The following is a 13,035-nucleotide window of genomic DNA, read 5'->3' on the forward strand; positions in this document are numbered from 1 at the left end:
CATCAAAGAGGATGTTATGTCAGGTAAAAATTCGGCATCAATTAATAAGACCTATAACTTTTGGCGCAAAAATTTAATGCTGTCGATGATTATCGGTTATGCCACTTTCTATCTCACACGTAAAAGCGTCAACTTTGTGATGCCCGTTATGCAGGTGGAGTTAAATTTAGATAAAGGGGATATCGGTTGGATAGCCAGCCTTTTTTATCTCACTTACGGTTTATCTAAATTTGTTTCCGGTATTTTTCATGACAAATGGGGATACCGCTGGTTTATGGGTATGGGATTAGTGATGACTGGCATTATGAATATTATTTTTGCCTATTGTCTCTCGTTCCCTGCACTGCTTTTGGTCTGGGCACTAAATGGTTTCTTTCAAGGCTTTGGATGGCCTCCTTGTGCAAGGTTGTTAACACACTGGTATTCGCGTAATGAACGCGGTTTCTGGTGGGGGTTATGGAATATCTCAATCAACCTTGGCGGGATGAGTCTTCCCATTTTAACAGCGTGGTTAGCAACGCATTATAGTTGGCAAGTCGCACTGCTTGTTCCCGGTATTATCGGCATTATCATCGGGCTGTGGTTGTGTGTACGATTAAAAGGTACCCCCGCAGAGGAAGGACTGCCTACTGTGGGTGTGTGGCGGCGCGATGTTTTTGAATTACGTCAAGAGCAGGCATCTCCCCCTAAACCCATGCTAACTATTTTGAAAGAGAGCATTTTATTTAACCGAATGATTTGGTTACTGGGTTTTTCCTATATTTTGGTTTATCTCATACGTATGGCGATAAACGATTGGGGAAATATCTGGTTATCAGAAACACATGGCGCCAACTTATTGAGTGCTAATGCCATTCTCTCTTTGTTTGAAGTGGGTGGTTTACTCGGGGCGTTATGTTCAGGCTGGGGCTCGGATTTATTATTCCGTGGTCAACGAGCACCCATGATATTGCTGTTTTCACTCGGGCTTTTTACCGCAGTAACAGCACTTTGGTTAATTCCAATTCATCATTATGCTTTACTCGCAGCCTGTTTTTTTAGTATCGGTTTTTTTGTGTTCGGACCACAGATGTTAATCGGGCTTGCTGCAACAGAATATTGTCATAAAAACGCAGCAGGCACGGTAACTGGCTACTTGGGATTGTTTGCCTACTTAGGGGCAGCAATGGCAGGTTGGCCATTAAGTCAGGTCATGGCGCATTATGGTTGGACTGGGATGTTTGCATTATTAACCAGTGCTGCGGCCTTAATGGGACTCTTACTAATGCCGTTGTTAATTGCTGATGTTAGCAAACAAGAGCATTTAGTTGGCCCACTTTCATTTTCCGATGACGACACATTTAAAAGGTTCTGAACATGAAATTGAAAACCCTCTCTACACTTGTTGCTGCTGGTTTGGCTCTCTCTGCGGTTAGCTTATCAACAAATGCAGCTGGTCGTTTAGTCGTTTACTGTAGTGCAACAAATGCAATGTGCGAAGCTGAAACAAAAGCCTTTGCCGAAAAATATGATGTTAAAACAACTTTCGTTCGTAATGGTTCAGGAAGTACTTTAGCCAAAATCGAAGCAGAAAAACGTAATCCACAAGCTGACGTTTGGTATGGCGGTACTATGGATCCTCACTCACAAGCGGGTGAAATGGATCTGCTAGAGCCTTATGTCTCTCCTAATCTCGATCAAATCATGCCACAATTTCGTGATCCCGCTAAACGCAAAGGTAACTACTCTTCTGCGGTCTACGTTGGTATTTTAGGTTTTGGTGTCAATAAAGATCGCTTAAAAGAAAAAGGCATCGCAATTCCAACATGTTGGAAAGATTTAATTAAGCCTGAATATAAAGGTGAAATTCAAATTGCCGATCCGCAAAGTTCAGGAACCGCTTACACAGCACTAGCAACCTTTGATCAATTATGGGGAACTGAACAAGCCTTTGATTATCTGAAGAAAATCAATACAAATATTTCTCAATACACCAAATCAGGTATTGCTCCAGCACGAAATGCCGCTCGTGGTGAAGCCGCCATTGGTATTGGTTTCCTACATGATTACTCATTAGAAGTTGAAAATGGTGCACCACTTGAATTGATTTCACCTTGTGAAGGTACAGGCTATGAAATCGGTGGTGTCAGTATCATTAAAAATGCCCGTAATATGGATAACGCAAAATTATTCGTAGATTGGACACTCTCAAAAGAAGCTCAAGAAATTAGCTGGAAAGAAGGTAAATCTTACCAAATCCTAACCAATACCTCGGCTGAATCTTCACCTATGGCACTGAAATTATCTGACTTAAAACTCATTAACTACGACATGGATAAGTATGGCGATAGTGAAGTGCGTAAAGAACTGATTAATAAGTGGGTTACCGAAGTAAAAATGGGTAAATAGCCTATTAACAGAGCGAGATAACCTCTCGCTCTCCTTTTCTCATAATAATAAATACATTTACTTTCGGGGGATTTATGTCTCACACACTCGCTTTATCTGAAAAAAAGAGGCGGGATCCCATATTTTTATGGATCCTAATTGCATGGATGGCATTTGCTTTACTGCCATCATGGAGCCTTGATTACGGTCTTTTAGATTCAACAGCAGATGAATTACTCACCTCTTACGGCTGGAGTAGCGTCAATATCAGTTGGCTCTGGTTTTTATTACCTAGTTTACTGCTATTTCGTCCATTAACTGCGCCTAAGCGTGAAAATCGCTCTCGTCACTATTTTGACGCAGGTTTTGCCTTATTTTGCGCCTTTATTACGATAGTCAGCGCTACGCTTGAAGGACGTGGCTTAGGTTATTCTGCCATCATCCTGTTTATTTCTCTGGGAATGATCATGAAAACCGCCTTAACACGCCTTGAATGGCTAGGTGGTGATAGCTTTGTTATCGGCTCTTTAATAACCGTTGTTGCACTAATTGGTGCCTTTATCATCTTCCCGAGTATCGCTATTTTTATTCCTATGTTTAAAGATAGTGCAGGTAATTTTGCACCTTTTGAGTTTATCGCTATTTTAAGCCAAGCTCATATTGTGCAAGTGATGCTCAACTCTATTGCACTTTCTATTGCTGTAGGAATAGGTTGTACTTTCTTTGGTTTAATTCTAGCAATTTATACCTCTCGTATTGCGGTACGTTCAGCCATTATTGGTCGTGTATTTTCTATCTTACCTATTGTTACGCCTCCTTTTGTTGTTGGTTTAGGCGTGACATTAATGATGGGACGTTCAGGTTATGTGACGGAGTTTCTCGCCACTTACGCAGGACTTGAAAATACCAACTGGCTATATGGATTTACTGGAATTTGGTTAGCGCAAGTGCTTGCCTTTACCCCTATGTCATTTATGATTTTAGATGGTGCCATTAAAACCATTCATCCTTCATTAGAAGAAGCGTCTTACACTCTAAGAGCTAACCGCTATCAAACCTTCTTTAATGTTTTTATGCCATTACTTAAGCCTGCATTAGCCAATGCATTCTTAATTGTGATTGTGCAATCTCTTGCTGACTTTAGTAACCCGTTGGTTTTAGGGGGTAACTTTGACGTTATCGCTACACAAATTTACTTCTATATCACGGGCTCTCAACTGGATTATCAATCAGCCAGTACATTAGGTGCGTCGCTATTAGTTTTCTCATTATTAGTGTTCTGTGTGCAGTATATGTGGATTGGTAAACGCTCTTACGTCACCGTATCAGGTAAATCTTATCGCGGCGATGTTCAACCTCTCCCATCATCACTAATTGCATTTGTGACAACAGTTTTAGCTATTTGGGTTATCTTTAATATCTTGCTCTATGGCAGTATTTTCTATGGTAGCTTCACCGTTAACTGGGGAGTTGATTACACCTTAACTCTGGATAACTTTATCAAGCTATTTGGTCAAGGAATGAGTGATGGTGCATGGCCGTCGTTGTTAGATACCTTGTTATATGCGGGTATTGCTGCACCGATTACCGCGATTCTCGGACTATTAATTGCCTATATCGTGGTGCGCCAAGACTTTAAAGGTAAGAAAAGTATCGAGTTCACAACAATGCTCTGTTTTGCTGTACCGGGAACGGTTGCCGGTGTCTCTTATATTCTTGCGTTTAACGACTCACCTTTCTATTTAACGGGAACGGCGGCAATTGTCATTATCTCTATGACAATGCGTAACGTGCCTGTGGGAATACGTGCAGGTATTGCGGGATTAGGGCAAATTGATAAATCTCTTGATGAAGCGTCTCTAAGTTTAAGAGCGAACTCAATGAGAACGATTTTCTATGTGCTATTACCGTTATTGCGCCCAGCTATTTTGTCTGCACTGATTTATAGCTTTGTGCGTGCCATTACCACAGTCAGTGCTATCGTCTTCCTTGTTACACCCGATACACGTGTTGCCACCGCGTATATTTTAAACCGTGTTGAAGATGGTGAATACGGTGTCGCAATTGCCTACGGCTCGATTTTAATCGTTGTTATGTTGGCAATTATTTTCTTATTTGACTATTTGATTGGCGAAGCCCGTGTTTCACGCTCTAAAGCCAAAAATGCACAGTAATACGGAGTATAAATCATGACACAACAACATTTCGTTGAACTGAAAAATGTAATTAAGCGTTTTGGCACTAACACGGTTATTGAAGATCTTAGTTTATCTATTCCACAAGGCAAAATGGTTTCATTATTAGGGCCTTCAGGTTGTGGTAAAACAACCGTATTACGTTTAGTTGCAGGGTTAGAAAAACCGACAGAAGGTAAAATTTTTATTGATGGTGAAGATGTTACCGACCGCTCAATCCAACAACGCGATATCTGTATGGTGTTTCAGTCCTATGCCCTTTTCCCTCATATGTCTTTGGGAGAAAACATTGGCTATGGCTTAAAAATGCTAGGACGTCCTAAGGCTGAAATTAAACAACGTGTTTCTGAAGCGTTAGAGCTGGTAGATTTAGCTGGATTTGAAGATCGCTTTGTTGACCAAATATCAGGGGGACAACAGCAACGTGTCGCCTTGGCTCGTGCGTTAATTTTAAAACCTAAAGTGTTACTTTTCGATGAACCACTTAGTAACCTTGATGCAAACTTACGTCGTAGCATGAGAGAGAAAATTCGTGAATTACAACAACAGTTTAATATCACGTCTCTTTACGTAACCCATGACCAAAGTGAAGCATTTGCGGTTTCTGATATGGTTTTAGTAATGAATAAAGGGAAGATAATGCAACTAGGTTCACCGCAAAATCTTTATCGCCAACCCGCGTCTGAATTTATGGCCAGCTTTATGGGAGATGCAAACTTATTCCCAGCTACATTGGGCACTGATTATGTTGACATATTCCAATATCGCCTGCCCAAACCAGATACATTTCATACGACTAAAACAGAAGTTAGAGTCGGTGTTAGACCTGAAGCTATCACTTTATCTCAACAAGGCGATGCCTGTCAGCAATGCAAAATCGTCCATGTCGCTTATATGGGACCTCAATATGAAGTAACAGTAGAATGGCAAAATCAAACCTTGTTATTACAAGTTAATGCCACACAGCTTCAACCTAATGTAGGCGATAGCTATTATCTGCAAATTCATCCTTATGGTATGTTTATTTTAGAGTAACACTATTGCAAATAGTGATATTTTACAGGAAGAGTAAGCGAGGCACCCAATGGGTGCCTCTTTTTTATAATAATACTACGACATTTTCCCCTGGTGTGACATCCTGGTGTGAATATTTGATGTAACACTTGGTGTAATACATTGCTACGCTATTATTGTTTTAGATAACAGTTCAAAATACTGGCACTACTCCCTTTATTTTTTATTTAAGAAGCGATCAGAAAAAAACTGATAACCTCCTGTTCTACACGCTATTTTCCTTTAGCGAGATATTTTTGCATTTCATCCGCAGGAACCATACCACCACCCGTCGCCCATACTAAATGCGTAGCATTTTGCATTTTTTGACTGTCTAGTGATAAACCTTGCAGATAATCTTTAGCATGAGTGACATATACAGCACCCGTCATTCCAGCTAAAGCCGACGGTTCTAACTGAATGCCTTCTTCTTTATTTAATACACTGAGTAAGTCATAAAGCTCTTGATCATCAATAGTGTAATAACCATCAATTAAGCGCTCCATTGCTCGACCAACAAAACCTGATGCACGCCCCACAGCAAGACCATCAGCAGCAGTTATGTTATCAATACCAATCTCTTGTACAGAAATGCCTTCATGTAATTGGGTATAAACTCCCAATAACATACAAGGTGAATGCGTTGGTTCTGCAAATAAACAGTGCACTGCATCACCAAATGCCAGTTTTAACCCAAAAGCAACACCACCAGGCCCACCACCAACACCACAAGGCAGATAAACAAATAGCGGATGTTCACTATCAACACGAACACCTTGTTCTTCAAATTGGCGTTTTAGGCGTAATCCTGCTACCGCATAACCCAAGAATAATGTTTTTGAATTTTCATCATCGATAAAGAAACAGTTAGGATCTTTCTCTGCTTCTTTACGACCTTCTTCTACCGCAATACTGTAATCTTGTTCATATTCAACAACATTAACACCATGAGAACGTAATTTATCTTTCTTCCACTGACGTGCATCAGCAGACATATGAACACTCACGCTAAAACCTAATTTCGCACTCATTATCCCAATAGACATACCCAAATTGCCTGTTGAGCCTACCGCGATACTATATTGGCTAAAGAATTCGCGGAATTTGTCAGAAAATAATTTTTCATAATTATCATCTGTATTTAATAATCCCGCGTTGATTGCTAATTTCTCAGCATGAGTCAGTACTTCATAAATCCCACCACGCGCTTTAATTGAACCTGAAATAGGGAGATGGCTATCCTTTTTCAAACGCAATTGACCACTAATGGAAGTGTTATAGCGCTTTTCAAGAGCAACTTTCATTTTAGGAATATCAATCACTTCTGATTCAATAATCCCCTGAGTAACCGCTGTTTCTGGAAATACTTTAACTAAATAAGGTGCAAAACGTTGTAGTCGTGCTTGTGCATCAATCACGTCATCTTGCGTTAAACCAACATATGGAAGTCCCTGGTCAGTGGTGGTTACTTTTGGGTTAAACCAAACCACTTCTTTTAAGTCCACTAAGTCACGAACTAGTGGAAAATCACTTATTAATTTATTTATATCTATATGGCTCATAGTCGTTCTCTTTTATATGACAAAAGAAAGCATAAATGTACCGCCTAATGCGACAAAGGAGGCAATAAAGGTCGCGACACTGTAAAAACGAAAAGTTTCACTTAAAGTTGCATTACAATACTGTTTTACTAACCAAAACAGTGAGTCTGTGACAATGGTACAACCAATAGCACCTGAACCAATTGCTAATGTAATAATTTCAGGGCTAATCTCTGGGTATAAAGGCATCAATGGAGCAACAATTGCAGTCGCGCCCATCATTGCAACAGTTGCAGAACCTACTGCAGCATGAAGGATAATGGCAACTAGCCAAGCCAATAAAATAGGATGCATATCTAAGTTAGAAAGAATTAACGCTAAAGATTCACTTAAACCACTGCCTTTTAAAATGCCATTAAAAGCACCGCCCGCACCAATAATTAATAAGATGTTGGCAATAGAACTAAAGCTATCTTCTGTTTTCTTCAATAACGTATTCATGCCCATATTACGGCGAATACCTAACACATAATAAGCAACAAAGGCAGCAATAAACATCGCAGTAATGGGGTTACCAATAAACTGTAATGCAGTATAAACAGATGTGCCTTTAGTCATATTTAATTCTGCCGCTGTTTTTATCAGCATCAGAACAATAGGTAATAAAATCGTAAATAGTGTAGATCCTAACGAAGGCAAATCTTTTTCTTCACGAATTTCCATATCAGAAAATTCTTCAGGTACAGTTTTAAATGGTAGGCGCTCGCCTAACATTTTTAAGAATAAAGGTCCTCCCACTAAAGATGCGACTAAACCAACAGCAAGGCCCGCAACAATAACAGTTCCCATATCTGCCCCTAATTCATTAGTCACGAAGAGTGCAGCAGGATGAGGAGGAACAATACAGTGAACAGCCATTAATGCTGTACATAATGGAATAGCTAATTTTAATAATGAAGTATTTGTTTTTTTCGCAATTGAGAAAGCAAGAGGGATCAGTAATACCACACCCACTTCAACAAAAAGTGTAATACCACAAATAAGACCAACCAATACCATAATAACGTCTGGAGATAACCAACGGCATTTTTGTAATGTAATACCAATGCGCTCTGCGGCACCTGATATTTCCATCATCTTACCAAGAATGGTTCCTAAACCGATAATTGCCGCTAAAAATCCTAACGTACCGCCAATACCGTTTTCAATCGCATTTACCATTTCTAAAGGGTTCATCTTCATTGCTGTGCCCACAAAGAAGCTTGCCAATAGTAAGGCTAAAAACGGATGAAACTTAAGTTTTATTATAGTAAAAACAATAAGCAAGATACTAATTATAAGAGTACCCAACACCCATAACGTTGAATCCATATCTCCATCCCAAATATTTTATTTATTGTTAATCATATTGAATATTAATCATTCGGTACTTACAAATGATGAAAATTTACACTAAGATGAATCCAGCTAACTCAAATAAGTGATTGTAATCACAAATAATCACATTGTGATGAGAAGTGGCAGGGTATTTCATCTTAATATTACCTTGATTGTTAACTTGCGTTACTATCAATAAAAAAATGAGAATAAAAGAATGTTTGAATCTTCTAGCGTGATTTTAAGAAATAAACGATTATCCAGTTATCAATTAGCAAGACTTCACACTTTTGAAGCAACAGGTCGCCATCTTTCATTCGCTTTAGCTGCAGAAGAATTGTCATTAACTCCCAGCGCTATTAGCCACCGTATTAATACATTAGAAGAAGAGTTGAGTATTAAGCTATTTAACCGCTTTCATCGCCGAATAGAGTTAACAGAAGAAGGTGAACGAATTTATTGGGCGCTTAAAAAAACGCTTGAAGATATTAACCAAGAAATTTTAGATATTCATAACCAAGAAATCTCAGGTGTTCTAACCGTTTATTCTCGACCTTCGATTGCACAATGTTGGTTAGTTCCTCTTATTTCCGATTTTACTGAGCGTTATCCATCTATTGAATTAAATCTCTTTACAGGAAATGATGATATTAACTTTCGAGGTTATGGTGTTGATCTCGCAATCTATTTTGATGATAAGCAACTGCAAAACCTTTATTGTGAAGATCTAATTTCAGAATCTATTATTCCTGTCTGTAGCCCTGAATATGCTAAAAAACATGAACTTATTGGCAATACTCATCATCTTTCTAATTGTACTTTGCTACATGATAGACAAGCTTGGAGTAATAACTCTGATTTCGACGAGTGGCGAGCTTGGAGTGAATATATGGGGCTTTCACTTTTTCCTAATCGTAGCAATATCTGTTTTGATCGCTCTGATCTCGCGGTTATTGCTGCAATTAACCACTCAGGTGTGGCAATGGGAAGAAAGCGTTTAGTGCAAAAACAACTCGCTAATAAAGAATTAATTATACCTTTTGATAATTGTGAACTTTTTTGTGCTCAGCGTTATTACCTCGTCACTCGAAATGAAAAGAGTAATGCTAAAGTGCAGCTATTCATTCAGTGGCTAAAAAAACAAATCAAGGAAAGCATGTAATTCTTGAGAAAAATAAGGATAATAATTCATCAAGGGCTAAGAATATTTTTATCATTCACCTCAAAATCCACTGTTATTTAAAATAAACCCACCAATTAGGTGGGTTTATTGTTTCTTAATTCTAAACGTCGATACTCTTATTTAGCTAAAAAGTGTTTATCTTCAATCACAATTAAAGGTTCAATATCACTCTCTTTTTTAATCACTAGCGTTGGGTCTGAACGTAAACAACAACCGCCATAATGCCCGCCCACAGTGAAAGTACAAACTTGAATATAACGATTTGCTACTTTTGGTAAACACCATAACTCTTGGTAAATATTTTCTTGGTGATCAAATTGACCATTAGTTTCATCTAACACATTCTCTTTATGATCAACCAAACCAATGTTATTACCACAACGACCTGCTATCGGTTTAACGGCATAACCACTCTGTGCAAGACGAGGAGTTACAGTGAAATCAGTATCTAACAAATAAGGGTTATCAGGGAACAATTGCCATAAGATAGGCAGAATCGCTTTATTACTTGGAATAAGTGTCCAAAGAGGCTCAAAAACGGTAATTTCAGGACGCAAAAGTACATCAACCAAGCGAACTTCACCCTCTGGATGCCCTGTACGAATAGGGATCAGCGCTTGTTGCTCACTCTCTTCTCTTAGTTGGTCTAACGCAGTTTCCCAAGCCCATGTTTTCCAAACACACTCAACAACTCGCTTATCTGCATCAATTAATTGACCACGGCTATTCCAATGAAGCTCATCTAATCCACGTAGAATTTTACTTTGATAACCGGCTTGGGTCAGTGATTGTTGCATAAAAAGAGCGTGATAATCTTCTTCACTATCATCATCTTGAAGAATATGTACAAAAGGTTTTGCATCACAGTGTTTCCAAGCATCTGCTAATGCATCAAGTAAGCGTTCGCCAGGGTTAAAGCCCTCTTTAATTCCACCTTTCTGCGCCCATTTCTCGATAATTAAGCCCGCTTCTGTATGACAAGAGGCTGAGTCTGCATTATATTCATAAACTTTAACTCCTCGCTCATCCATACAAAAATCTAATCGCCCAGTGATCATTTGATGGCGTCTATTTTGCCATGACAAGCGAATACGAGGCCACAGCACTTCAGGGATATCGAATAAACGCAGTAACTTATCATCTTTCAACACTTTTTCAGTTGCATGCAAATACATCAAATGCATTTCATTACTTGCGCGAATAAGCTCCTGCTCTGCACTTTCTGAAATAGTGAAATATTCATAACTATCTTGATTAATAATATGGCCATGCTGTGCAAGAACATAAGCTTTTTCTAGTGGCACGCTTTCATCTAACCATTTGCCATCGAATTGACCTCTATTATCAAGCTTTTCGGCATGAATATTTAACAATTCAGGCATGATTTTAGGTTGAGGAAGGCTATAAGCATTAGGCTCTGTTTGGATCATCCAACCTAATAGTGTTGTATTGTCAAAAGTATCTTGAATAAAGTAACCCTTCTCCGTCACTTTAAGAGGTAATTCCCTAGTCCACTGTTGCCCTACCGGTAATCGAGTGTGGATAACATTTTGTTCTGCAATGCGAACTTTATCTTCAAGCACTTCAGTAATAACAGCAACATGCCCTGTTACTTTAAACTCACCACCCTCTTGCCAAATCAGCAAAGCCCCCACAGCTGGAGGTTGTTTGCTACCATTTGCAAAGGCTTGTAATGGCAATATATCGTCATCTATGGTTTTACGTAAAAAACGCAGTGAGAAGATCTCATAAGCCATTCCCACATCAGTAAACACAGCCCCATAATGTAAATAGAGAAAACGGCGAGCAAACTCAACACACTGCCACTTGTGCCCCATATATTCATTACCAATATAACTACGGAATGAATCATTAGCGGCATAGTCTTCTTTATCAATACTGCTGTAATCTGAAGAGTAAATCGCGACACCACCGGGCGCATAGCCTAGCAATGTTCCAAATGGTTCATGACGAATGACATCTTTTACATTCATAATCTCGACCTTGACGATAAATAGATAATGACCCTGCAACACTTATAATCTTACCTAAGTATTATAGTTAACAATCTTAACGCCGTAGCCTATTAGATGTGAATGTAATTTTATAAATTTCAATAAAGTGAAGAGAGCCGTTTGAAATTAACACGCATTTAAGAAAAGAAATCTTGATGATAAAAAAAACTCAAAAATACCCCATTATAAAAATGCATAAAAGGTATTTTCGAGTATAAAACACAGTCAAAGAGGGCTTTATTTTTTGTTATAGCCTCATTATTTACTCTTTATTAATCATAAATGCGAGCGTAAATAACAGATAAAATGGCGTTTAGGCAATATATAGCACTGTTTAACAAAAAAACCTCGACTATCCTGCTAAAAAAAAGAAGGATATCAAAATAGTTTAATGAAAATTAATATCATCTTATAACGTGACGGGTATAAATAATTCAACCAATTAACCGATAACTGAATAGTATGGATTTTATTCCTTCAAGCCGGAGAGCTTGTATATTTTGGAGATCCATCACGGAAACTTGATATTCAATTTATTGGATATTATTGGTGGTTGATAGGAAGAATGAGGTCACTAATGTCAAAGATTTATCCCATTTCTCAAATTATTGGGCATAAAATTCGTAAACAACGCCAGCAACTTCGCTTGTCAGCAAAGGTTGTCGCTGAACGAGTCGGTATTAGCCAGCAACAATTTTCACGTTATGAGAATGGGCTATGTAAGATTGATGTTGATATGCTCTTTCATATTGCACAAGAGCTAAAAGTCACGCCTGCATTTTTCCTACCGCCAAATGAAGAGCAAGTTTCTGCTGTTGCACTGACACAATCCAAACAATTTTGGAGCGCTCAAAGTCAAATTTAATATTCTTAGTATGGAAATCTTTTTTTGTCTCTTAACGAAAAATAAGATTTCCATCCTATAAGTATCATAAGTTATTGAGACAATTTTGCCATTTTTGCTTTTAATGCGTTACCCAGTGCTATTTGCTTTTCTGGATCAATAAAGCCCATTGTTAATGCAGCAACCACCATTTCCCCTTTTTTATTAAATACAGGACATGATATGGACTGTGCTCCAGGTATACCTTCTGCCGGCTCGTGACGAATAGCAAACCCTTGTTGACGGATCGTATTTTGCTGTTTTGCCGATAAACCAGCATCTATCTTTAGATTAGTGACTGCTCCCCGCCCTGTCGGGCGAGGCTTCCCACTTCTTAGACCGCAACCGTCTGTGTGACGGATTTACGCTGGCCTCCATGGGCAGAAACGACGAGTCCCGCCGCTTGTAATTCCAGTATGCC

Annotated in this window: 9 protein-coding genes and 1 pseudogene; 6 read left to right on the forward strand and 4 right to left on the reverse strand. The window is 38.8% G+C overall.

Translation table 11 applies throughout. The annotated features are described in order from the left end of the window. Position 1 precedes the first annotated feature (1 nt). From uhpC to fbpC, 4 genes are all read left to right on the forward strand, one after another. The gene (gene uhpC, locus QSH13_RS12065; protein ID WP_228407259.1) at positions 2-1,354 is read left to right on the forward strand and encodes an MFS transporter family glucose-6-phosphate receptor UhpC; all 1,353 of its coding nucleotides are present in this window, start codon (positions 2-4) and stop codon (positions 1,352-1,354) included. 2 nt (positions 1,355-1,356) lie between these two features. After that, positions 1,357-2,388 (forward strand): ABC transporter substrate-binding protein, encoded by a 1,032-nt coding sequence (locus QSH13_RS12070; RefSeq protein ID WP_069368510.1) that lies wholly within the window; start codon positions 1,357-1,359, stop codon positions 2,386-2,388. Positions 2,389-2,462: 74 nt separating this feature from the next. Beyond that, entirely contained in the window at positions 2,463-4,541 is a 2,079-nt protein-coding gene (locus QSH13_RS12075; protein WP_109397070.1) for an ABC transporter permease, read from the forward strand. Positions 4,542-4,556: 15 nt separating this feature from the next. Then, positions 4,557-5,597 (forward strand): ferric ABC transporter ATP-binding protein, encoded by a 1,041-nt coding sequence (gene fbpC, locus QSH13_RS12080; protein ID WP_196544171.1) that lies wholly within the window; start codon positions 4,557-4,559, stop codon positions 5,595-5,597. Positions 5,598-5,848: 251 nt separating this feature from the next. Here fbpC and dsdA read toward each other — a convergent pair whose 3' ends face one another. Both dsdA and dsdX read right to left on the reverse strand, forming a co-directional pair. Beyond that, on the reverse strand, positions 5,849-7,177 hold the full coding sequence (gene dsdA, locus QSH13_RS12085; protein ID WP_286039152.1) for a D-serine ammonia-lyase: 1,329 nt from the start codon (positions 7,175-7,177) through the stop codon (positions 5,849-5,851). Between the two features lie 12 nt (positions 7,178-7,189). Next, complete coding sequence (gene dsdX, locus QSH13_RS12090; protein WP_109397073.1) at positions 7,190-8,527, reverse strand: D-serine transporter DsdX; 1,338 nt, start codon at positions 8,525-8,527, stop codon at positions 7,190-7,192. A 223-nt stretch (positions 8,528-8,750) separates the two neighbouring features. Between dsdX and dsdC the strand changes: the two genes are divergently transcribed. After that, positions 8,751-9,695, forward strand: coding sequence for a DNA-binding transcriptional regulator DsdC (dsdC, locus tag QSH13_RS12095; protein WP_109397074.1), 945 nt, complete (start codon positions 8,751-8,753; stop codon positions 9,693-9,695). A 137-nt stretch (positions 9,696-9,832) separates the two neighbouring features. Here dsdC and gss read toward each other — a convergent pair whose 3' ends face one another. Continuing rightward, entirely contained in the window at positions 9,833-11,710 is a 1,878-nt protein-coding gene (gene gss, locus QSH13_RS12100) for a bifunctional glutathionylspermidine amidase/synthase (RefSeq protein WP_109407065.1), read from the reverse strand. A gap of 598 nt (positions 11,711-12,308) precedes the next feature. Between gss and QSH13_RS12105 the strand changes: the two genes are divergently transcribed. Beyond that, complete coding sequence (locus tag QSH13_RS12105; RefSeq protein WP_072063612.1) at positions 12,309-12,596, forward strand: helix-turn-helix domain-containing protein; 288 nt, start codon at positions 12,309-12,311, stop codon at positions 12,594-12,596. Between the two features lie 352 nt (positions 12,597-12,948). Here the strand turns inward: QSH13_RS12105 and QSH13_RS12115 are convergent. Further along, positions 12,949-13,035 (reverse strand): annotated as a pseudogene (locus QSH13_RS12115) (RNA-guided endonuclease InsQ/TnpB family protein); the annotation flags it as partial.

The sequence above is a fragment of the Proteus faecis genome (genome assembly GCF_030286765.1).
Lineage (GTDB): Bacteria > Pseudomonadota > Gammaproteobacteria > Enterobacterales > Enterobacteriaceae > Proteus > Proteus faecis.

Bases quoted from the DNA above. Each gene is read 5' to 3' on its own strand.
- dsdA (WP_286039152.1), bottom strand. From the start codon at position 7,177: ATGAGCCATATAGATATAAATAAATTAATAAGTGATTTTCCACTAGTT.
- dsdX (WP_109397073.1), bottom strand. From the start codon at position 8,527: ATGGATTCAACGTTATGGGTGTTGGGTACTCTTATAATTAGTATCTTG.
- dsdC (WP_109397074.1), top strand. From the start codon at position 8,751: ATGTTTGAATCTTCTAGCGTGATTTTAAGAAATAAACGATTATCCAGT.
- QSH13_RS12105 (WP_072063612.1), top strand. From the start codon at position 12,309: ATGTCAAAGATTTATCCCATTTCTCAAATTATTGGGCATAAAATTCGT.
- gss (WP_109407065.1), bottom strand. From the start codon at position 11,710: ATGAATGTAAAAGATGTCATTCGTCATGAACCATTTGGAACATTGCTA.
- QSH13_RS12075 (WP_109397070.1), top strand. From the start codon at position 2,463: ATGTCTCACACACTCGCTTTATCTGAAAAAAAGAGGCGGGATCCCATA.
- QSH13_RS12070 (WP_069368510.1), top strand. From the start codon at position 1,357: ATGAAATTGAAAACCCTCTCTACACTTGTTGCTGCTGGTTTGGCTCTC.
- fbpC (WP_196544171.1), top strand. From the start codon at position 4,557: ATGACACAACAACATTTCGTTGAACTGAAAAATGTAATTAAGCGTTTT.